The organism is Aquirufa originis (assembly GCF_042714495.1).
In the GTDB taxonomy this organism is placed as follows: Bacteria; Bacteroidota; Bacteroidia; order Cytophagales; family Spirosomataceae; genus Aquirufa; species Aquirufa originis.
The window spans coordinates 604,572-624,671 of record NZ_JBBKXY010000003.1 but is presented as its reverse complement, the minus strand read 5'-3'; the positions used below and the strand labels follow the sequence as shown (position 1 = coordinate 624,671).

Here is a 20,100-nt window from a genome sequence, read left to right as displayed (position 1 = left end):
TATTTATCAAAGATAATGAACAAAACGGCAATAATTAGTGGGGGTAGCCAGGGAATTGGCAAAGCGTTGGTAAAAAAATTCCTTTCGGAAGGATTTACCGTCTTTACGTGTTCGCGAACAGGCGAGAAATTGAAAGCGCTTTCGGCCGAATTCAATTCGCCTTTATTACATACGTTTGTCGCGGATTTAAGCGACAAAAAGCAATGCCAGGACTTTGCTGGATGGGTTTTGGGCCAAACCAAAACCATTGATGTACTAATCAATAACGCCGGATTTTTTATGCCGGGTCAAATCCAGAACGAAGAAGATGGCGTTTTAGAGCGTCAAATCGAGGCTAATTTATACAGTGCGTATCATTTGACACGTGCCTTTTTACCTACTTTACAGGCCCAAAAATCAGGCCACATTTTCACCATCTGCTCTACGGCTTCTATCACGGCTTACACTGCCGGTGGATCTTATTGTATCAGTAAGTTTGCCTTGTTAGGTTTCACTAAAGTATTACGCGAAGAAACGAAACTGCAAGGCATCAAAGTAACGGCCATTTTACCTGGGGCTACTTTAACGCCAGCTTGGGATGGAGTAGAATTGCCAGAGTCGCGCTTTATACCCGCAGACGATGTGGCATCGACGATTTATTCGGCATATACGATGAATCCATCGACTGTTTTAGAAGAAATACTCATCAGACCACAATTAGGGGACATCGAACTATGAGACCCTGGGATAAATACAGCATCACGGAACTGCCTGAAATAGCCGCTAGCCTCCTTCGCGAGACAAAAGACTACCCCAATGTGTGGTTGTTTCGAGGAGAAATGGGGGCAGGAAAAACGACTTTAATTAAGGAAATTTGCCAGCAATTAGGGGTGGCACAATCTGTCCAAAGCCCCACCTTTTCATTAGTAAATGAATATGTGGATGGCAAAGGAAATCCCGTGTATCATTTTGATTTATACCGATTGAAGAACGCTCAAGAGGCTTTTGATATTGGATTAGAAGAATATTTAGACTCTGGACACTTGTGTTTAGTGGAGTGGCCGGAGCAGGCGGAGGAGTTTTGGACCTTTGAACATTTGGAACTAAACGTCTCCCACGTCGATGACGCGCACCGTAAATTAGAAGTTGTATGGCGAAGATATTAGAGCACAATCCTTTTCAAGATTTACTTTCTAAGCAAGGCATCGCGCCTTTAGAAGCGATGGCGTGGACCAAGCAGAATGCCCAAAGCATCCGCATCAGTCTACCTAAGGAATCCGATCCGAACGAAAACCGCATTTCTTTAAGCCCACAAGCCGTTGCTTTATTAACCAATAATGGCCACGAAATTGTGATCGAAAAAGGCGCGGGTGAACGTGCCGGTTTCAGTGATTCTGACTATTTACTAGCCGGAGCGAGTGTGAGTGAGGATGTGGCGATGATTTGGCAAAGTACGTTGACTTTAAAGATCACCCCTCCTACCATCTCGGAAATCGCGCGCATGAAAGAAGGTCAAGCCTTTATTTCGAGTGCCTCTTACCAGCATTTATCCTCCGAGTTAATCGATGCGATGAATGCAAAAAAACTTTTGGCCATCGGCCTCGAATTCGTCGAAGACAATGGCGGCGGCTTTCCTTTCATTAAAATAATGGCTGAAATCGCTGGCCAATTGATCTTACCAATTGCCACTGATTTGATTCAAAAGAAAAAAGGATTGCTGTTAGGACATGTAACAGGCGTCCCACCATGCAATTTAGTACTTTTAGGGTCCGGACAGGTAGTGGAGCAAGTGGCGCGAGCGGCAGCGAGCGCAGGCATTCAGTTCCAAGTATTCGATAAAGATATTTATAAGTTGCAACGTCTAAAAGCGGCGCTTGGTTTCCCCATTGTCACGCAGGTGATTGATTCAGAAAACCTAGCCAAAGCTTTGCAGGAAGCCCAAATCATCGTAGGTGCCTTGCGTTCAGACAGCGGAATTACTCCTTGCATCGTGACAGAAGAAATGGTGAGCAAGCTGAAACCTGGAACGTTGATTCTGGATGTTTGTATTGACCAAGGCGGCTGTTTTGAGACTTCAGAGCCTTGTACGATTCAAAAACCCACCTTCGAAAAATACGGCATCACTCATTTCTGTGTTCCTAACATCCCATCCCTTGTGGCTCACACCGCTAGTTTAGCGATGAGCAACCTCATGACGTCTTTCATCTTGAAGGCGGGGAAGACCGGGGGTGTGGAAGAAATGCTTTGGCAAGGAAAATCCTTCATGAAAGGCGTATTCTGCTACCGCGGATTCGTAACACAACCAAGCACCGGAAAATTGTTCCACAAACCGGTCAAAGACATCCAATTATTATTACTAAGTAAGAGTTAAATCATGATCGAAGATTACACAGCCCTTTCAAACGCGCCTAATTCACCGGACTTAAACGGAAAATATTTAGGCCTCATCTCCTCTGATTTCATCAAAGTAGCCGATGCACTGAAAGAGGCGTCTTACCAAATCAAAAAACGAGGATTCTCCGATTTCCCCATCTTTGTGACCTCCCAACGTCCCATCGAAATCGGCCAAAAACTGATCGGCGTAGGTGAATTGCACGAAAATAAGTGGAATTACCATGCTTCGATGATGGAAGAATTTGTGCAGCGCAAACTAATCGCAGAAGAGAATATGGAACTATTCGTCCAAAATTTCAAAGACATCGAAGAATTCGCTTGTCTTTTTGTGGTGGATGGGCAGTTTACGAATTTTGTGTTTATCCCATTTCCGGAGGAAGGGTCGGAGATTAGAGAGTAAAGATTATAGATAATAGAGTAGAGAGTATAGATACGGTTATTTATCTCTACTCTATACTCTAAAATCTCTTATCTAATTTGGAAAAAGGATGAAAATCCTGCACCATCTGAGTTAAATACGCCCGATCTAAGTGCGTATAAATCTCAGTCGTTAAGATCGATTCGTGTCCTAACATTTCCTGAACGGCGCGTAGGTCTGCTCCGCCCTCAATCAAATGGGTTGCAAATGAATGTCGAAAGGTATGAGGGCTGATTACTTTCGTGATGCCTGCTTTCGCGGCAAGGTCTTTACAAATCAAAAAAACCATCACACGACTTAAGCCGGAACCACGGCGATTTAGGAAAACGAAGTGAGTGGCGTCTTTTTTAACTGGCACGGCAGGTCTAACTGATTCTAAATAGAGATTTAAATACTTGAATGCATCACGTCCTGCTGGGACTAGGCGTTCTTTGTCGCCCTTTCCGCGCACTTTGATGAAGCCTTGATCTTCGTAGATATCTTCTCTTTTCAGCCCAATCAGTTCCGAAACACGTAATCCTGCACCATATAAAAATTCGAGCATCGCGCGGTTTCGTACCCCTTCCGGACTGGAGAGATCTGCCTGTTCTAGAATGGCCGTGATCTCGTCGAAAGAAAGGGTGTCGGGTAATTTGCGTCCCATTTGGGGATTTTTCACGTGAACGGTGGGGTCCGCTTTTATGGTTCCATCGAAAACGAGATATTGAAAAAACGCACGGATACCCGATAAGGTACGCGATTGGGTACTTGCTTCGATGCCTAAGGAGTGTAGGTCTTTTAAAAAGGCCAAAATATGGGATTCATCAACCTCGCTGATCGCAATCGGAGAAACGGCAAGATAGGTTTCCAGTTTTCGGATATCCCGCAAATAGGCTTCGTGGGAGTGCTTGGATAAGCCCCGCTCTATTTTTAAGTAATCACCAAAAGACTGGATTTCTGTCTCCCACATATACATTTTATGCTATGAATCCCGTAAATTTAAAGTAATTACGTATTTTTACACCGCATGTCCCCTTATTAATATGGTAAGAAAGAAAATATTGATCCTGAATGGTCCTAATTTGAATTTATTAGGCACACGTGAACCAGAAATATATGGTGCACAGACGTTCGAACAGTTTTTGGAAATCTTACAAGATAAATTCGGCGATCAATTAGACATCTCTTATTTTCAATCCAATGAAGAAGGGGCGTTAATTAATAAATTGCACGAAGTAGGCTTTAGCTACGATGGCATTTTATTCAATGCAGGTGGATATACGCATACTTCGGTGGCCTTAGGCGATGCGGTAGCAGCCATCAAAACACCTGTTATTGAGATTCACATTTCAAATGTACATGCACGGGAAGATTTCCGTCACCACAGCTATTTGAGCCCTAAGGCAAAAGGAATCATCGTAGGTTTTGGCCTTCGAGGTTACGAATTAGGCCTTTATTCCTTCATTTAAAAGATGTTATCTTTCTACCCTGGCCCCTCTAAGGTTCATCCAGAGGCCCTTGAATACATCCAAGAGGCTTTTGAGCAGGGTATTGTCAGCATCAATCATAGAAGTGAGCGTTTCGAAAAGCTACTCGAAGCTACATTTGAAGTGCTTCATCAGAAATGGAATATCCCTTCAAATTATACGATCTATTTCGTTTCATCCGCCACAGAAGCCTGGGAAATCGTCATTCAGTCGCTCGTAAGAGAAAAGTCTACCCACTTATATAATGGAGCTTTTGGCAAAAAATGGGCCCATTATGCTTCTTCGGTAGCGGAATCTATTGAATTTTCCCTAGACCAAAGCCTCGCCGAAATTAGCCTTCAGATAGGCCCTATTCAAGGAGACACGCTTTGTTTAGTTCAAAGTGAAACGTCAAATGGAACCGGCCAGCATATCCGCAGAGCTGATTTTCAGTTAAAAGAAGACACCTTAATTGCCGTAGACGCAACCTCTTCGATGGGCGGCATTGAATTACCATGGAATGAGGCTGATGTTTGGTTAGCATCGGTACAGAAATGTATCGGAATTCCAGCGGGAATGGGTCTACTTATTTGTTCACCCAAGGCATTAGCTAGGGCAAAAGAACTTAATCGGGCGACTCATTATAACGATGTCTTGTTTTTAGAAGAAAACAGACGGATGTTTCAAACGCAAATGACACCTAATGTGTTAGGCATTTACCTGGTTTACCGATTGACTCAGCAACTTCCTTCGTTATCAGAAGTACATCTTGCGACTTTGGCTAAAATGAAAGTGTGGACGGATTTTTGGGATAATCAACCTGATTTCAGCTATTTAATTGAAAACCCTGAGTTGCGTTTGCCTACGGTTTTGGCCTTAACTGGAAATCCTGAAAAGATTAAACAATTGCATAAAATATGTCTTGAAAAAGGCATGGAACTAGGAAAAGGTTATGGCAAATGGAAGGAAACCAGTTTCCGGATCGCAAACTTCCCTAGTCATACCTTTGAAGATATTGAAACACTCATCCAAACCATAAAAAATGAACTTTAACTCAAAAGAGATCCTCTCGGCCTCCTTGATCCTATTTTCCGTCATCGATATTTTGGGGTCCATCCCTATCATTATCGAATTGCGTAAGAAGAACGGTGATATTCACCCGGGCCAAGCGACATTAGCGTCTGGGATTATAATGGTGGGATTCTTTTATGCGGGTAAATTCATTCTGCACTTATTGGGCGTAGATACCAATTCCTTTGCGATGGCGGGGGCCTTGATTATCTTCTTGATTGGTATGGAAATGACCCTAGGGCGCAACATTTTCAAAAGTGAAGAAATAGAAACTAATACGCATTCCATTGTTCCTTTGGCCTTCCCTATCATCGCTGGAGCGGGAACAATGACGACTTTAATTTCCTTGAAGTCACAGTTCGAAGAGGAAAACATCATTATCAGTATCTTCATAAACCTTGTATTCATTTACATTGTCTTGCGTTCTAGTGTCTGGATTGAGAAGAAATTAGGAAACGCAGGGACGCAGATTTTACGCAAGATTTTCGGGGTAATTTTGATTGCGATCGCGATTAAAATCTTTAAATCACGTTTGATGTAGATGGCCAAAAAACAAAAATACTATGTGATTTGGGCGGGTCACCAGAAAGGGATCTTTGATTCCTGGGCAGAGACTGAAAAGAACATCAAAGGCTATGCGGGTGCGCAATACAAGTCTTTTGAATCGAAAGCCGAAGCTGAGAGCGCGGCTAAAAAGAATTATTGGGCCAGCGTATCTCCTGCTTCTAAGACGAAAACGCCTCGTTTAAACGCGGCTAAAATTGTCGTTCCAAGTATTTCGGTGGATGCTGCCTGCGCAGGCAATCCAGGTAAATTGGAATACCAAGGCGTAAATACAGAAACGAAAGAAGTGTTATTTGCGCGCGGTCCCTTTCCTGAAGGCACCGTTAACTTAGGTGAGTTTTTGGCCATTGTTCACGGTCTGGCCTATTTAAAGAAATTAGATTGTCCCTATCCTTTGTATTCAGATTCGAGAACGGCTATTGCTTGGGTAAGAAACAGAGCGATCAAAACGAATCTTGAGCGCAATGCACGAACGGAAGAATTATTCCAGATGGTCGATAATGCCATCGCGTGGTTAAAAAGTAACCATTACACGACTAAAGTTCTGAAATGGGAAACCGAGGACTGGGGTGAAAATCCGGCGGATTATGGCCGAAAATAGATCCACTTTTGAGTTCAAACAATTTTCACTAAATCACGGCAATCCGGGATTGAAGATTAGTACGGAGGCTTGCCTTTTTGGCTCTTGGTCTTCTCTGAAGGCACGCGGTAAATGCTTGGATATTGGAACCGGTTGTGGCCTACTAGCTTCAATGATAACTCAAGCTCAACCCTCCTCTACTGTAATAGCGCTCGAAATTCATCCTGAGGTGGCAAAGGTTGCCTCCGAAAATTTCAATAGCAGTCCTTTTAAAGAACGCCTGCAAGCCATCGAAGCGAACATTTTAACATTTAAATCAGAAGAAAAATTCGACTTCATCTGCTCTAATCCACCCTTTTTCACGAATCACCTCGCAGCTTCCGATGAAGCAAAACACATGGCGATTCATGCGGATCATTTGAGCCCGGGGGATTTAGCCGATTCAATAGATCGTTTGCTTTCAGATGAAGGAGAATTTGCGGTGCTGTATCCGGCTGATGTTTTGGCCCTATTCGAACAATCAATACAGGCAAATGGGTTGTTCATCCATGAAAAAGTAACCATCCATTCAAACCCGTCTAGTCCCGTATTACGCATAATGGCCTGCGGATCTAGGAAAAAAAGTCCCATTCAGCACAAGAGAATAAATATCAAAAACGACCTAGGCGACTATAGCCCGGAATTCATCGAATTATTAAGACCCTATTATATCATCTTTCCTTCGCAATAATTTTGTATTTTTGCTCGTATGTTACAGCTATCCATCGTAGTACCTCTTTATAACGAAGCCGAATCGCTTCCAGAACTATGTTCTTGGATCGATCGAGTGATGAAAGAAAATGCATTTTCTTACGAAATGATCTTCGTAAACGATGGCAGCAACGACCATTCCTGGGAGGTTTTAAAGCAATTATCAACGCAGTACAGCACGATTATAGCCATCTCTTTCGCGCGTAATTATGGCAAATCGGCAGCTCTTCACGAAGGATTCAGCAAGGCTTCTGGCCAAGTGGTGATCACGATGGACGCCGATTTACAGGATTCCCCAGATGAAATCCCAGAATTATATCGCTTAATTACGGAAGAAAACTACGATCTAATTTCAGGCTGGAAACAGAAGCGCTTTGATCCTATTTCGAAGACGATTCCAACCAAATTATACAATGCAGCAACCCGCAAATTGTCAGGCGTTCATTTACATGATTTCAATTGCGGCTTGAAAGCCTATAAAATTGAAGTAGTGAAAACGTTACGTTTGTACGGTGAAATGCACCGCTACATTCCGGTTCAAGCGAAATGGAACGGATTTACGAAGATTGGCGAGAAAGTAGTTCAACACCAGGCGCGCAAGTATGGAGTGACTAAATTTGGTTTAGAGCGCTTCCTATATGGTTTCTTGGATCTGTTATCGATTTCATTTGTGCAGATTTTTGGCAAACGTCCGATGCACTTATTTGGAAGCCTAGGAATCTTGTCCTTTTTAACGGGTTCTGGTTTGACTATCTATTTAATGGGTGTTAAAATTTATAACATTGCTTATAATTTGAAGTACCGCAATGTTACAGACAATCCGCTGTTCTTTTTAGCGCTAGTGGCCATTATACTGGGCGTACAGCTTTTTTTAGCCGGATTTATCGGTGAGTTATTGATTACGAACTCGGATAAGACGACGAATTATCAAATCAAGGAAGAAATATCCTAATTATGCCAAACAATGATCTAAGCTGGCTAAGCCGCTCTGAACTCTTGATCGGACCGGAAGGGATCGATAAATTACAAAATTCACACGTTTTAGTAGTCGGATTAGGGGGCGTAGGCTCCTTTGCCGCAGAATTCATCGCGCGTTCAGGCGTAGGTCGAATGACGATTGTCGATGGAGACGTCGTGGATCCAACGAATCGCAACAGACAATTACCCGCTTTAGCGACGAACCATGGGGTTTCCAAAGCCCAAATTATGGCCGAACGCTTACAAGCCATCAACCCCGCACTCGAATTAACAGCGATCGAACAATTTCTGAGTCCTGAAGAGGCGAAGAACTTGCTTGAGACAAATAAATTCGATTACGTCATGGACTGCATCGACTCTGTAACGCCTAAAGTCACTTTACTAAAAACGGCTTACGATCTAGGGTTTAAGATTGCTAGCTCAATGGGCGCCGGAGGTAAAATGGATCCTACCAAAATCAGAACAGCTGATTTATTTGATACTCGTGAGTGTTATTTAGCCTCTTTAGTTCGTAAGCGCATTCGCAAGATGGGAGTAGGCAAAGGGATTAAAACCGTTTTCTCTTTAGAAAAAGTCAAAGACGAATCACTTATCCTAACGGACGGAAGCAACTTCAAAAAGTCAGCCTACGGAACGATTTCTTATTTACCGGCTGCCTTTGGAGGCGTTGTCGCATCCATCGTTATTCGAGATCTATTAGACGAGCCGATCCCAATGGAGAAGAAACTTAAATTACCCAAAAAGAATGATCAAAATAGGCGTAATTAATGTGTCCGACCGGGCAAGTGCGGGTATCTACGAAGATATTCCTGGTAAGGCCGTAGTCGAATTATTAAAAGAATACTTGGAATCTGATTTCGAGGTAGTCTACGCGGTCGTTCCCGACGAACAAGATCAACTCGAAGCGAAGATGATCGAAATGTCAGAGGAAGTTTGTCTTCTTGTGACAACCGGCGGAACTGGACCCGCCTTGCGCGATGTCACCCCAGAAGCGACAGAGGCCGTTTGTCAAAAGATGATGCCAGGTTTCGGCGAACTAATGCGCTCCGTGAGTTTGCAATATGTTCCCACCGCCATTCTAAGCCGTCAAACAGCGGGCATTCGCAATCAAACGTTAATTCTAAATTTACCAGGAAAACCGAAAGCCATCAGACAATGCCTAGAGGCTGTTTTCCCAGCCATTCCTTATTGCATCGATCTAATTGGTGGACCATTTTTAGTGTGTAGGGAGGAGAATATGAAGGCTTTTAGGCCAAAATAGAGTATAGATTATAGAGTAGAGATAAGAGATAAAAATCTATGCTCTCTACTCTATAATCTCTACTCTTATTCTTCATTAGCTAGCAACATCCCATACAGCCTCTCCGTCACTTTCCCCCTCTTCCCATCTCCTATCTGTTTCCCATCTATGGAGAAAATAGGCAAGACACGCTTCGTACTTCCGGTGGTGAAGACTTCATCAGCGTTCATAAAATCTGCTAAAGTACATTCACCCACGCGAACTTCGAACTCAGAAGACGCCAAAGCCATCACCTTTTTACGGGTAATACCTTCCAAAATATGTTCTGCAGGTGTATGAATCACGCCCGCTTTGACATAAAATAAATTAGAACGCGAGGATTCAGAAACGCCAAATTCAGGAGTATAATAGATTAAATCATCGCCTCCAGCCGCACGAACCGATGGCATTTCGCGTAAAGCGAAAGCATAATTCAACGATTTAATATCCGCCATTTCGCGCTTGTATTCGCGACTCATTAAACGCATTCCAGCGGTAGGCTCTGCGAAAGAAAAAACACCTGGAAAAATATACAATTCGGACTCCCCTACCGGATCGAATCCATTTAAACTAAATCCAGCCGTTAAAACCAACTTAACTCCTAGGCAAGGATCGACGGAAAGCGACGCAATCTCATTAATTAACGCAGCCAGCGACTCTTTAGAATAGCTATGCGACAAACCCATTTTCGAAGCTGAGCTCAAAAAACGATCTAAGTGATCCGACATAAAGATGGGCTTCCCATCCATAATACGGAAGAAATCGAAGATGCCAAAGCCACGCAAGAAACCGACATCCTTAACGGACACAGTCACTTTTTCAGGATCTTGCCATTGGCCTTTATAATAAATGGGATATGCCATTTTGTTGTAGTTTTTGGACTAAATGTATGGTTTCTTTGGCCTCTTTTACGTCGTGGACGCGCAAGATAGAGGCTCCTTGCAATAAAGCAATGGTGTGTAAAACAGTGGTTCCATTCAATGCCTCATCCGCAGAAATACCTAATTCTTTCCAAATCATTGTCTTGCGTGACAAGCCTGCTAAGATGGGGGCACCTAGTAATTTAAAAGAGCGTAAATGCGCTAATAATTGATAATTATGATCCAACGATTTAGAGAATCCAAAACCGGGATCCACAATCAAATCCTTGAAACCACGCGAACGTAGCTCCTGGACTTTTGGCAATAAATCGTGTAATACTTCTGCCACCACATTCTGATAGTCTGGCACTTCGTGCACTTGCTCGAAACGCCCTACGCTATGACTGAGAATATAGGGAACTTGATTTTCAACGATGTAATCATACACCCCTTCGTCCATTTGACCAGCACCAATGTCATTAAACAGATGCGCACCAGCCGCTAAAGCCGCTTTTGCTACCGCCACTCGGTAGGTGTCGATAGAAATAATAACAGTAGGAAAGGCCGACGCAATCGCAGAAATTATGGAACAAACCCGATCTATTTCTTCCTCTGGACTCACCGGTGCTGCTCCAGGGCGAGTCGAATGCCCTCCAATATCCAAAATCAAGGCACCGGCAGCGATCATCTCAGAAGCCTGTTTCAAGGCTAAATCGACCGAAGTTACGCGACTACCCTCGTAAAAGGAATCAGGGGTAATGTTTAAAATTCCCATGATTTGGGGCTTCGAAAAATCAAGCAATTGCCCATTTAAACGGATTGTTTGACTTGTGGAAAAAAGAGCGTCCAAATCGAGTGAATTTTAGGATAATTTAAATAATTTTGTAGGCTATAAAAACGTGAGCATCGTCTAAAAACTGTATCTATGAATAGGGACTCAACGCCTTCCCAAACCGAAATCGAATATCGCCAAGTAATTTCATACTGCAAAGCCTTGTTTGATAAAAAAAACAAAGATTACGGTACTTCATGGAGAATTTTACGACTACCTAGCTTAACTGACCAAATCTTCATCAAAGCCCAACGCATTCGCAGTATCCAAGAAAAAGGTGCGCAAAAAATCGAGGATGGCATCGAAGGAGAATTCATTGGAATCATCAACTATTGCATCATCGCTTTAATTCAAAAATCGCTGGAAGGTTCTGATCAAATGGAATTCGCGCCAGAGGAATTAGGCCGCATTTACGATGATCAAGTGGAGATAACGTTGGAATTATTGCGCAACAAAAATCACGATTACGGTGAGGCTTGGCGCGATATGCGCATCAGCAGCATGACAGATTTAATTCTGATGAAAATCTTCCGTACGAAGCAAATCGAAAACAATGATGGTAAAACATTGGTTTCAGAGGGTGTAGAAGCAAATTACCAAGATATGCTTAATTACGCCGTGTTCTGCCTGATTACATTGAAAGGCGAACAACAACAACAGCAGCAACAACAGCAATAATGACCAAAATCGCGAAGATTTTATTGGTGGGGATTTTCATCTTCTCAGGTCTCATTAAATTGAACGACCCGATAGGAACCCAACTAAAGCTAGAAGAATACTTCGAGGTATTCTCGGTAGACTTCGCTTTTATGGAGGTTTTTTGGAAGTTTTGGATTCCCTATGCACTGATCCTATCCATCCTATTAAGTAGCTTAGAAATCGTTTTAGCGATAGCACTTGCCCTAAATTACCGCATCAAACAGACCTTGTACGCCTTTGTAGGCATCCTAGCTTTTTTCGGTTTTTTGACTTTCTATTCGGCCTATTTCAACAAGGTAACAGACTGTGGATGTTTTGGCGAAACGATTAAATTAACTCCCTGGACGTCATTTGGAAAAGATATATTCTTACTCGTTCTGACGGTCATTTTATTGATTGCGAAGAAACCGACAGATAGAAAAACGGGTAAGTGGGTAATAGCAACAGCCATCGCTAGTATTGCACTAGGCACATTCTGTTATTTCCACCTACCTATCAGCGATGGATTACCTTATGCGGTGGGCGATCATATTCCCACGAATATGAAAGAACGGGAGCCATTAAAATTCTCCTATGTGTACAAAATCCAAGGTGTTGAGACAACTCTAACCGAAATGCCTACAGACACGACAGCCCAATTCATCTCGATGAAGGCGACGAATGAAAAAGAGGCTAGACCACTAATTACTGATTATCAATTGTGGGCGGAGGGAGATACGACTAATTATACGCAAGAAAGCTTTAAAGGGGCGAAATTGATGGTCATTATCCCGAACATTCACCACATGAATGAAGGGGCTTTACCGCAAATTGAACAGCTAACGAAAGGTTTGAAAAACATCACCGTTTGGTTAGTTTCGGCCTCACCAGATGCAGAGGTAAACGCCTTACGTCATAAATACCAGTTAGCGATCCCAGCGCTATCCGCTGATACGAAAATACTTAAAACAATCGTTCGCTCTAGCCCGGGTTTGTGGCTATTGAAGGATGGAACGGTGAAAGGGAAATGGTCTTCCTACGCCTTACCTTCTGCGGATGAAATTCAACAAAGCCTAGAATAAAACCAGAATGAAGAATATCTATTTAGTAGGAATGCCCTCCTCGGGTAAAAGTACCTTGGGAAAAGAATTAGCAAAGAATATTGGTTACTCCTTTATGGACATGGATAAGTTAATTGAGACCCGTGAACAGAAGACTGTGTCTGAGATTTTTTCGAATTTTGGTGAGGCGCATTTCCGCGAAATAGAAAAAAAGACCCTTCGTGGTTTTCAACCTGATCAATCGATGGTGATTGCAACGGGTGGCGGAGTACCTTGCTTTAATGACAATATGGACTTCATCAAGCAAAATGGCGTTAGCGTTTTCCTAAACGTGGATGTAAATGATTTAGCCAAGCGATTATACAAAGCACAAGGCAATAATCGTCCTTTGTTAGATAAGACCCAAAGCGAAGAAGTAGTCATCGCCTCCATCAAAAAAACCTTTGAGGAGCGCTTACCTTTTTATCAGCAAGCTGATGTTCAAGTAGACGGGGAAATCACCGTCAGCCAATTACTTTGGCTATTAGATCAATACTTACCCGTTTAAAAGTAGATTCCACCTCCAAGCATCAATTGCGTGGACGTTAGATCTACCGTAGCCGAACTATAATCCGCTACATTCTTTAGCGTATATGGTGTATACGCATCCTTTTGCGTACGCTGAATAGCCGTTAAATCTAGGTAGAAGTTCGATTTACGGTAGCCGATTCCTCCAGAAAATTGAAAGGCATTGCGATCGATTGTGTCATAGCTTTGGGCATATCCACTTCCAAACATCGCCGCCCCACCTCTAATACTTAGGGAAGGAGAAACACGAATTTCAGATCCCACTTTAATATTTAGCGCCCCTTCAAAATTGCGAGAGATTTGACCATTGTATTTCGTCTGAAATGCTTGATTAGCAGAACCGCCTAATTCAGCAGAATAGACTTTCATTCCTCCATAACCTACATATTCTAAATCCGCCGTCAAGAACCCTTTCTTCGAAAAGAAAAACGCAAATCCACCAGACACTTTCATCGGACTTAATAACTGATATGTGAATTCATTCGTCGTTAAGCGCATCGGATTCACTTTCGTAATGGTTATTGGATTACCAGTAGAACCGATGGCCGGAATGCCTATGACATTAGGGAATAAACGCGCGTCGTAGGTTTCGTTCATCTGATCGTAATAGGTCGGACTTCTGAAGGCTAAGGACAAACGTAACGATGGATTCACTTTATAAATACCTCCCAGACTAAGGGCAATGCCTGAACCTGAAGTCAATAATGTCTCTGCATATTGAAAGCCTGCCACATATTTAGCCCCTACAAATTCGTCTTCCCAAGTAGTGGAAGAACTGGCACTAATTTTGGAAAAATGCAAACCCGCTCCTAAGTAGAACTTATCACGATATGACGCGCCATAGGCAAAATCCCAGGATGTTAAAGCGCCAGAATTAGTGGCTGAACCATATTGATTTGTAGGCAACAAAGGCTGAAAACGTTCGAATGGCGCTCCCCCGGAAACGGAATTGGGGTTGATTAAATAGGTTTGATAGGCCAAAGCCTCAGCAGAAGAAGCCGTCCCGGAATAGGCGTCATATTCGTCATCTAAACTAGCGCCAGTTGCACCTTTATCATTCGCTTTTTCAATAAAATTATCTAAAAGAGAACTGCGGTTATTCGTACCTGAAATATGTATAGGTTGAATAAATATGGCTTGACGCGAATAGCCAAAACCCAATGATCCGTGCCAATCCCCTCCACTTAGGTTATTACTAGAAATGACCATCCCTAGCGTAGGCATTTGAATTTGATTTTCGGAGGCCTCATTGGAAGTACTTAAATAGGTCGACTTGGTTTGAACCCCAGTATAGGCCAAACTCATATTTACCTCTGAACGCGTATACAAACCTAGACCCGCTGGATTCCCAGTAATGGCACTTAAGTCAGCCCCTAAAGCACTAGAAGCGCCACCTAAAGCCTGCATACGAGCTGTACCCGTTGAATACGAAGTGGAGAATTGCTTCGCTAAACTAGGATACGTATAGATTTGGGCCATAGCCGCGTTCAGCGTGCAAATGCTGAAAAATAAGAAAAGAGCTTTTTTCATGATCGTAAATTAACGAGGACCGCGACTAGAACCACCTCCGCCACCACCGGAACTAGAACCTCCACCGGAGCTTGGGCTACTATAAGACGGGGTAGGTGCTGAGTAGTTACGTTGGGCTCCTCCATCCACGGGTGCAGAACGGTATTCATAATTTGAATTACGTCGTGGTGCCACATAAGGCTGAGAACTAGATCCTGTTCCGTAAGTCTGCTGTGTATTTACACGTGGCAAATTATTGCCTTGCGTGTTATAAGAATTATTACCCCCTCGAGGAGAATTGGTGTAATTTCCACCAGAATTTCGATTGTTCGAACGATCATCCCGAGGGCCAAAATTTCTCTTTTCTCGCGTGTCATTTGTCATGTATTGTCCACTGTATCCCGTGTAATTACCTCCAGGCCCATAATAATTATACCCACTGAAGTATGGATTATACCCAAATGGACTGTAAAAAGGACTGTAGTAAGCGTAAGGATTATAATACGAATAAGGATTGAAATACGAGAAGCCAAAACCCAAACTAAAGGTAGTGTAAGGATTCACAAAATACGAATAAGAAGGACTCCAATACGAGAATGGGGTATATCGATAGCCATAACCCATGTAAGGGCTATTGTACAATCCATTGTTAAACCCTTGTTGGTAAGCTGATTCGTATAAATTGGGATTGACCGAAGTCGTCGATTGTTGAGCTAATCCCTCCTCTTCCTCAATCACCTCCACATCAGACTCCTCTAAATCTTGAAAATCAAGGTATTTCTTCTCTTTAGCGGCTTTAGTCGCCTGCGCTTTGGCAATCTGAACAGAACGATTCGCCTCATCGTATAAATCATCTGATGCATACGAGTTATTCGTCACATTCACGCAGCTGGAAAGGATTCCAAATCCTACAAGCAATACATAAGCAAAGGATTGATTTTTCATGGTTTTTAGCGGATGATGTCAATTAAAAGGCTAACAAAACGTATCTTTGTATCGTTCCATTTTGCAAACGTAAAGTAAACGAAAAAACGAACACTACATTACGATTTTAACAATAATTATGAGTAAATCCCTACCAAGCCGCGCGGACAATTATTCTGAGTGGTACAACGAATTAGTGAAGAGAGCAGATTTAGCCGAAAATTCAGCGGTGAGAGGCTGTATGATCATTAAACCTTATGGCTATTCCATCTGGGAAAAGATGCAGCGCGCATTGGATGATATGTTCAAAGAAACAGGCCATACAAACGCCTATTTCCCCCTTTTCATCCCTAAATCTTTCCTTTCGAAGGAAGCTTCACACGTGGAGGGTTTTGCCAAAGAATGTGCAGTCGTTACGCACTACCGACTAAAGAATGATCCGAATGGCGGCGGAGTGATCGTCGATCCAGACGCGAAATTAGAAGAAGAATTAATTGTGCGACCTACCTCGGAAACGGTGATTTGGTCCTCTTATAAAAACTGGATTCAATCTTACCGCGATTTGCCTTTATTGATTAATCAATGGGCGAACGTGGTGCGCTGGGAAATGCGTACGCGTTTATTCTTGCGTACGGCGGAGTTCTTGTGGCAAGAAGGCCACACCGCACACGCAACGAAGCAAGAGGCAATCGAAGAAACAGAGCAGATGTTAGAGGTGTATGCGGAATTCGCAGAGACTTTTATGGCGATGCCGGTTTTGAAAGGAATTAAAACGGCGAATGAGCGTTTTGCTGGAGCGGATGAAACCTATTGCATCGAAGCGATGATGCAAGATGGAAAGGCGTTGCAAGCGGGAACGTCGCACTTTTTAGGCCAAAACTTTGCTAAAGCTTTCGATGTAAAATTCGTTAATAAGGAAAATCAATTGGATTATGTGTGGGGTACCTCCTGGGGTGTTTCGACGCGTTTGATGGGTGCCTTGATTATGGCGCACTCGGATGATCAAGGTTTAGTCTTGCCTCCTAAATTAGCTCCGATTCAAGTCGTGATTGTACCGATTTACAAAGGCGAAGAGCAATTAGAAAATATCAAAGCGCGCATCAATCCATTAGTGAAGGCGCTAAAATCCCGCGGTGTATCCGTGAAGTTTGACTTCGCTGAGAATCAAAGCCCAGGCTTTAAATTCGCTGAATACGAGTTAAAAGGAGTTCCGGTACGTTTAGCAATCGGTAACCGCGATATGGAAAACGGGACGATTGAATTAGCGCGTCGCGATACGAGAGAGAAGACAAGCATGCCGTTCGAGGGAATCGAAGACGTGATCGTGGACACTTTGGAAGACATCCAAAAGAGTATCTACCAAAAAGCCCTTGACTTCAGAGCAGCCAATACGTTCGAAGTGAATAGCTGGGACGAGTTTACCGCGAAAATCGAAGAGGGCGGATTCCTTTCTGCGCACTGGGATGGTTCGTCTGAGACAGAAGAGAAAATCAAAGAATTAACGAAAGCGACAATTCGCTGTATCCCACTTGATGCAAAAGAAGAAGCTGGAAAATGCGTCCTAACAGGAGCACCTTCCAGCCGCAGAGTTATCTTTGCTCGCGCCTACTAGGACACGATATTTTTCAATACTTCTAATACCCGATCGATCTCCGTTCGGGTATTATTTTTGCTAAAGGAGAAACGAACAGCGGCACCCGTCGCTGTCGGGTTCAAGGCCGATAACACGTGTGAACCTACCGAAGTACCGCTCGAACAAGCGCTACCGCCTGAAGCTGAAATCTTTTCGATATCTAATTGAAACAACAGCATGTCGCCGTCCGCCACCGATGGAAAACGCACGTTCAATACCGTATATAAGCTATTTTCTACATCCCCAGAAGCTCCGTTGAAGGAAATGCCTGGGAATTGTTTTTGTAATCCTTCGATGAAATACGCTTTCAAGCCTTTGATATAGGTTGCGTGCTCGTCCATGGCAGAATAGGCCATTTCTAGGGCTTTGGCAATACCAATCATCCCATACACATTCTCTGTGCCTCCGCGCTGGTTACGCTCTTGCGCTCCACCGTGCATCAGCGGACTGAACTTCGTTCCGGCTTTTGCGTATAAGAAACCGACACCCTTAGGACCATGGAATTTATGCGCGGCACCCACCATAAAATGTACTTTCAAGACAGAAGCATCATGTTTGTAGTGGCCCATGGTTTGGACCGTATCGGAATGAAATAAGGCTCCATATTGCTCGCACAGGTCGCCCACCGCGTTTAAATCCAATAAATTACCAATCTCATTGTTCCCGTGCATCAAACTCACAATCGCCTTATCTGATGAAGCCAATAATTCTTCCAAATGCGCTAAATCAATCGCTCCATCTGAATTCACCCGAACTAATTTCAATTCCGCTAAACCCAGTTTCGCCCATGCCTCCGCCGTATGCAATACCGCGTGGTGCTCTAATGGGGACGTGATGATCACCTTGCATCCTCCGTGCAAAACAGCCGATTGCAAGACCGTATTATCCGCTTCCGTTCCACCAGAGGTAAAGAAAATCTCCGATGGCGATGCCCCTAATAAAGTGGCGATCGTTTTACGCGCCTTTTCTACGGCCACTTTCGCTTGACGACCGTGGGAGTGAATCGACGAGGGATTCGCAGTAAAATTCTCGAAATAAGGCTGCATTTCAGCCCAAACCGCTGGATCCACCGGAGTGGTCGCCGCGTTGTCTAGGTAAATAGGTGTTTTATCTGTCATTTAAAGTTGCGCGATTTCTTCAATCACGCGTATAATTTGTTGAGCGAGTGTATCTGCCTCAGCCTCCGAAGATGCCTCCGCGTAAATCCGAATGATCGGCTCCGTATTCGACTTGCGTAAATGAACCCAGCGATCTGGAAAGTCAATTTTCACGCCATCGATCGTGTTTACCTTTTCATTCTTGTATTTTTCTGCCACCGTTGCGAGGATTAAATCAACGTTCAGGTCAGCGGATAATTCAATTTTGTTTTTGGAAATCACATAAGCCGGATAGCTCGCGCGTAATTCTGATGCTTTGATGCCTTTGTTTGCCAAATGCGTCAAGAACAAACCGATTCCCACCAGGGAATCACGTCCGTAATGCGACTCAGGAAAGATCACGCCTCCATTTCCTTCGCCTCCGATGATCGCGTTCACCGCTTTCATCTGAGTCACCACATTCACCTCTCCTACCGCTGCCGCGTAGTATTCGCCACCTGCTTTGCGGGTTACATCCGCTAAAGCACGCGTAGAAGAAAGATTAGAAACGGTATTGCCTGGCTTCACAGAAAGCACATATTCAGCTACTGCCACAAGTGTATATTCTTCACCAAAAGGTGTCCCATCATCCGAAATAAAGCAAAGGCGATCCACATCTGGATCTACCACGATTCCTAAATCGTAATTTCCTCCTTTCATTTTCGAGATCATCTCCGTTAAATTCTCTGGAAGTGGCTCAGGGTTGTGGCCAAAATGGCCAGTAGCCTCGCCAAAAATCACGTCCACATGCTGAATACCCAAAGCTTTCAACAACATAGGCACTACGATTCCACCGGTCGAATTCACCGCATCGACTAATACACGGAAGTTCGCTTTTTCAATCACAGATTTGTTCACCCAGCTCAAGCCTAACACGTGATCCACGTGCTGCTGTAAAAAGCTATCATCTTGCGTTAATTGACCCAATTTCATCACGTCCGCAAAATCAAAATCCTGATTTTCGGCGATCGTCAACAAGTCTTTTCCATCCTGATCTGAGATAAACTCTCCGCGATCATTCAATAATTTCAAGGCATTCCATTGCGCCGGATTGTGGCTTGCGGTAATGATAATTCCACCTGCCGCTTTCGTCCAGGGCACCGCTAATTCAACAGTTGGGGTCGTAGATAGACCGATATCTAAAACATCCCAGCCTAAACCGATTAAGGTATTGGCTACTAAGGAACTGACCATTTCTCCGGAGATACGTGCATCACGACCTAACACGATCGAGTTCGATGGATGTCCTTTTTTCTTTAACCAGGTGCCATAAGCCGCTGCGAAAGTAACGACGTCGAGTGGACTTAAACCTTCGCCCGGTTTTCCACCGATGGTACCACGTATGCCTGAGATTGATTTGATTAGTGCCAAAACAAAAATGAATTAGAATGAATAGATGATCAAAATTAAAGAAAATATCCCTATTTTTCGATGAAAATTTA

Annotated in this window: 23 protein-coding genes; 16 read left to right on the top strand and 7 right to left on the bottom strand. The window is 43.5% G+C overall.

Annotated elements, in window-relative coordinates; genetic code table 11:
- Positions 1-15 precede the first annotated feature (15 nt).
- Genes SKC35_RS11220 through SKC35_RS11205 form a run of 4 tightly spaced genes read left to right on the top strand, consistent with a single transcriptional unit; the run spans position 16 to position 2,773 of the window.
- Entirely contained in the window at positions 16-717 is a 702-nt protein-coding gene (locus tag SKC35_RS11220) for an SDR family oxidoreductase (RefSeq protein ID WP_377979446.1), read from the top strand.
- The gene (tsaE, locus tag SKC35_RS11215) at positions 714-1,145 is read left to right on the top strand and encodes a tRNA (adenosine(37)-N6)-threonylcarbamoyltransferase complex ATPase subunit type 1 TsaE (protein ID WP_377979445.1); all 432 of its coding nucleotides are present in this window, start codon (positions 714-716) and stop codon (positions 1,143-1,145) included. The genes SKC35_RS11220 and tsaE overlap by 4 nt, the downstream gene beginning before the upstream one ends.
- Positions 1,130-2,350, top strand: coding sequence for an alanine dehydrogenase (locus SKC35_RS11210; protein WP_377979444.1), 1,221 nt, complete (start codon positions 1,130-1,132; stop codon positions 2,348-2,350). The genes tsaE and SKC35_RS11210 overlap by 16 nt, the downstream gene beginning before the upstream one ends.
- Positions 2,351-2,353: 3 nt before the next feature.
- The gene (locus SKC35_RS11205) at positions 2,354-2,773 is read left to right on the top strand and encodes a hypothetical protein (RefSeq protein WP_130923050.1); all 420 of its coding nucleotides are present in this window, start codon (positions 2,354-2,356) and stop codon (positions 2,771-2,773) included.
- A gap of 58 nt (positions 2,774-2,831) precedes the next feature.
- Here the strand turns inward: SKC35_RS11205 and xerD are convergent, their stop codons facing one another.
- Positions 2,832-3,740 carry a site-specific tyrosine recombinase XerD gene (xerD, locus tag SKC35_RS11200; protein WP_377979443.1) on the bottom strand — a complete coding sequence of 303 codons (909 nt, stop codon included), beginning with the start codon at positions 3,738-3,740 and terminating at the stop codon, positions 2,832-2,834.
- A gap of 73 nt (positions 3,741-3,813) precedes the next feature.
- On the opposite strand from xerD, the gene aroQ reads away from it, so the two are divergent.
- Genes aroQ through mog form a run of 8 tightly spaced genes read left to right on the top strand, consistent with a single transcriptional unit; the run spans position 3,814 to position 9,440 of the window.
- On the top strand, positions 3,814-4,239 hold the full coding sequence (gene aroQ, locus SKC35_RS11195; RefSeq protein WP_223131468.1) for a type II 3-dehydroquinate dehydratase: 426 nt from the start codon (positions 3,814-3,816) through the stop codon (positions 4,237-4,239).
- A gap of 3 nt (positions 4,240-4,242) precedes the next feature.
- The gene (locus SKC35_RS11190) at positions 4,243-5,289 is read left to right on the top strand and encodes an aminotransferase class V-fold PLP-dependent enzyme (protein ID WP_377979442.1); all 1,047 of its coding nucleotides are present in this window, start codon (positions 4,243-4,245) and stop codon (positions 5,287-5,289) included.
- A complete protein-coding gene (locus SKC35_RS11185; RefSeq protein ID WP_223131466.1) occupies positions 5,279-5,848 on the top strand; it encodes a MarC family protein in 570 nt (189 codons plus the stop codon). Before SKC35_RS11190 ends, SKC35_RS11185 begins: the two co-directional genes overlap by 11 nt.
- Positions 5,849-6,472, top strand: coding sequence for a ribonuclease H1 domain-containing protein (locus tag SKC35_RS11180; protein WP_130895269.1), 624 nt, complete (start codon positions 5,849-5,851; stop codon positions 6,470-6,472). It abuts the gene before it with no gap.
- Positions 6,459-7,181, top strand: a complete 723-nt coding sequence (locus SKC35_RS11175; RefSeq protein WP_377979441.1) for a tRNA1(Val) (adenine(37)-N6)-methyltransferase — start codon at positions 6,459-6,461, stop codon at positions 7,179-7,181. The genes SKC35_RS11180 and SKC35_RS11175 overlap by 14 nt, the downstream gene beginning before the upstream one ends.
- Before the next feature lie 18 nt (positions 7,182-7,199).
- A complete protein-coding gene (locus tag SKC35_RS11170; RefSeq protein WP_377979440.1) occupies positions 7,200-8,153 on the top strand; it encodes a glycosyltransferase family 2 protein in 954 nt (317 codons plus the stop codon).
- Positions 8,154-8,155: 2 nt separating this feature from the next.
- On the top strand, positions 8,156-8,947 hold the full coding sequence (locus tag SKC35_RS11165; protein ID WP_377979439.1) for a tRNA threonylcarbamoyladenosine dehydratase: 792 nt from the start codon (positions 8,156-8,158) through the stop codon (positions 8,945-8,947).
- Positions 8,925-9,440, top strand: a complete 516-nt coding sequence (gene mog / locus SKC35_RS11160) for a molybdopterin adenylyltransferase (RefSeq protein ID WP_223131461.1) — start codon at positions 8,925-8,927, stop codon at positions 9,438-9,440. Before SKC35_RS11165 ends, mog begins: the two co-directional genes overlap by 23 nt.
- 65 nt (positions 9,441-9,505) lie before the next feature.
- Here mog and SKC35_RS11155 read toward each other — a convergent pair whose 3' ends face one another.
- Positions 9,506-10,321, bottom strand: coding sequence for an aminotransferase class IV (locus SKC35_RS11155; protein ID WP_377979438.1), 816 nt, complete (start codon positions 10,319-10,321; stop codon positions 9,506-9,508).
- Positions 10,299-11,093 carry a dihydropteroate synthase gene (folP, locus tag SKC35_RS11150; RefSeq protein ID WP_377979437.1) on the bottom strand — a complete coding sequence of 265 codons (795 nt, stop codon included), beginning with the start codon at positions 11,091-11,093 and terminating at the stop codon, positions 10,299-10,301. The genes SKC35_RS11155 and folP overlap by 23 nt, the downstream gene beginning before the upstream one ends.
- 150 nt (positions 11,094-11,243) lie before the next feature.
- On the opposite strand from folP, the gene SKC35_RS11145 reads away from it, so the two are divergent.
- The 3 genes from SKC35_RS11145 to SKC35_RS11135 are packed head-to-tail and all read left to right on the top strand — an operon-like array spanning position 11,244 to position 13,436.
- On the top strand, positions 11,244-11,828 hold the full coding sequence (locus SKC35_RS11145) for a DUF1599 domain-containing protein (RefSeq protein WP_377979436.1): 585 nt from the start codon (positions 11,244-11,246) through the stop codon (positions 11,826-11,828).
- Complete coding sequence (locus tag SKC35_RS11140; RefSeq protein WP_377979435.1) at positions 11,828-12,910, top strand: BT_3928 family protein; 1,083 nt, start codon at positions 11,828-11,830, stop codon at positions 12,908-12,910. The genes SKC35_RS11145 and SKC35_RS11140 overlap by 1 nt, the downstream gene beginning before the upstream one ends.
- 7 nt (positions 12,911-12,917) lie before the next feature.
- Positions 12,918-13,436, top strand: coding sequence for a shikimate kinase (locus SKC35_RS11135; RefSeq protein WP_377979434.1), 519 nt, complete (start codon positions 12,918-12,920; stop codon positions 13,434-13,436).
- Here the strand turns inward: SKC35_RS11135 and SKC35_RS11130 are convergent.
- Entirely contained in the window at positions 13,433-14,986 is a 1,554-nt protein-coding gene (locus SKC35_RS11130) for a hypothetical protein (protein WP_377979433.1), read from the bottom strand. The two genes, SKC35_RS11135 and SKC35_RS11130, sit on opposite strands and share 4 nt — an antisense overlap.
- Before the next feature lie 9 nt (positions 14,987-14,995).
- Positions 14,996-15,910, bottom strand: a complete 915-nt coding sequence (locus tag SKC35_RS11125) for a hypothetical protein (RefSeq protein ID WP_377979432.1) — start codon at positions 15,908-15,910, stop codon at positions 14,996-14,998.
- Positions 15,911-16,028: 118 nt separating this feature from the next.
- Between SKC35_RS11125 and proS the strand changes: the two genes are divergently transcribed.
- Complete coding sequence (gene proS / locus SKC35_RS11120) at positions 16,029-17,501, top strand: proline--tRNA ligase (RefSeq protein ID WP_377979431.1); 1,473 nt, start codon at positions 16,029-16,031, stop codon at positions 17,499-17,501.
- Here proS and SKC35_RS11115 read toward each other — a convergent pair.
- Both SKC35_RS11115 and glmM read right to left on the bottom strand, forming a co-directional pair.
- Positions 17,498-18,640: a cysteine desulfurase family protein gene (locus tag SKC35_RS11115; protein WP_377979430.1), complete on the bottom strand. Its 1,143-nt coding sequence runs from the start codon at positions 18,638-18,640 to the stop codon at positions 17,498-17,500. The genes proS and SKC35_RS11115 overlap by 4 nt on opposite strands.
- On the bottom strand, positions 18,641-20,029 hold the full coding sequence (gene glmM / locus SKC35_RS11110) for a phosphoglucosamine mutase (protein ID WP_377979429.1): 1,389 nt from the start codon (positions 20,027-20,029) through the stop codon (positions 18,641-18,643). It abuts the gene before it with no gap.
- Between the last annotated feature and the right edge of the window lie 71 nt (positions 20,030-20,100).

Bases quoted from the DNA above. Each gene is read 5' to 3' on its own strand.
- xerD (WP_377979443.1), bottom strand. From the start codon at position 3,740: ATGTGGGAGACAGAAATCCAGTCTTTTGGTGATTACTTAAAAATAGAG.
- SKC35_RS11180 (WP_130895269.1), top strand. From the start codon at position 5,849: ATGGCCAAAAAACAAAAATACTATGTGATTTGGGCGGGTCACCAGAAA.
- SKC35_RS11140 (WP_377979435.1), top strand. From the start codon at position 11,828: ATGACCAAAATCGCGAAGATTTTATTGGTGGGGATTTTCATCTTCTCA.
- folP (WP_377979437.1), bottom strand. From the start codon at position 11,093: ATGGGAATTTTAAACATTACCCCTGATTCCTTTTACGAGGGTAGTCGC.
- SKC35_RS11165 (WP_377979439.1), top strand. From the start codon at position 8,156: ATGCCAAACAATGATCTAAGCTGGCTAAGCCGCTCTGAACTCTTGATC.
- SKC35_RS11220 (WP_377979446.1), top strand. From the start codon at position 16: ATGAACAAAACGGCAATAATTAGTGGGGGTAGCCAGGGAATTGGCAAA.
- SKC35_RS11135 (WP_377979434.1), top strand. From the start codon at position 12,918: ATGAAGAATATCTATTTAGTAGGAATGCCCTCCTCGGGTAAAAGTACC.
- SKC35_RS11130 (WP_377979433.1), bottom strand. From the start codon at position 14,986: ATGAAAAAAGCTCTTTTCTTATTTTTCAGCATTTGCACGCTGAACGCG.
- SKC35_RS11155 (WP_377979438.1), bottom strand. From the start codon at position 10,321: ATGGCATATCCCATTTATTATAAAGGCCAATGGCAAGATCCTGAAAAA.
- SKC35_RS11205 (WP_130923050.1), top strand. From the start codon at position 2,354: ATGATCGAAGATTACACAGCCCTTTCAAACGCGCCTAATTCACCGGAC.
- aroQ (WP_223131468.1), top strand. From the start codon at position 3,814: ATGGTAAGAAAGAAAATATTGATCCTGAATGGTCCTAATTTGAATTTA.
- tsaE (WP_377979445.1), top strand. From the start codon at position 714: ATGAGACCCTGGGATAAATACAGCATCACGGAACTGCCTGAAATAGCC.
- proS (WP_377979431.1), top strand. From the start codon at position 16,029: ATGAGTAAATCCCTACCAAGCCGCGCGGACAATTATTCTGAGTGGTAC.
- mog (WP_223131461.1), top strand. From the start codon at position 8,925: ATGATCAAAATAGGCGTAATTAATGTGTCCGACCGGGCAAGTGCGGGT.
- SKC35_RS11210 (WP_377979444.1), top strand. From the start codon at position 1,130: ATGGCGAAGATATTAGAGCACAATCCTTTTCAAGATTTACTTTCTAAG.
- SKC35_RS11170 (WP_377979440.1), top strand. From the start codon at position 7,200: ATGTTACAGCTATCCATCGTAGTACCTCTTTATAACGAAGCCGAATCG.
- SKC35_RS11115 (WP_377979430.1), bottom strand. From the start codon at position 18,640: ATGACAGATAAAACACCTATTTACCTAGACAACGCGGCGACCACTCCG.
- SKC35_RS11125 (WP_377979432.1), bottom strand. From the start codon at position 15,910: ATGAAAAATCAATCCTTTGCTTATGTATTGCTTGTAGGATTTGGAATC.
- SKC35_RS11175 (WP_377979441.1), top strand. From the start codon at position 6,459: ATGGCCGAAAATAGATCCACTTTTGAGTTCAAACAATTTTCACTAAAT.
- SKC35_RS11145 (WP_377979436.1), top strand. From the start codon at position 11,244: ATGAATAGGGACTCAACGCCTTCCCAAACCGAAATCGAATATCGCCAA.
- SKC35_RS11185 (WP_223131466.1), top strand. From the start codon at position 5,279: ATGAACTTTAACTCAAAAGAGATCCTCTCGGCCTCCTTGATCCTATTT.
- SKC35_RS11190 (WP_377979442.1), top strand. From the start codon at position 4,243: ATGTTATCTTTCTACCCTGGCCCCTCTAAGGTTCATCCAGAGGCCCTT.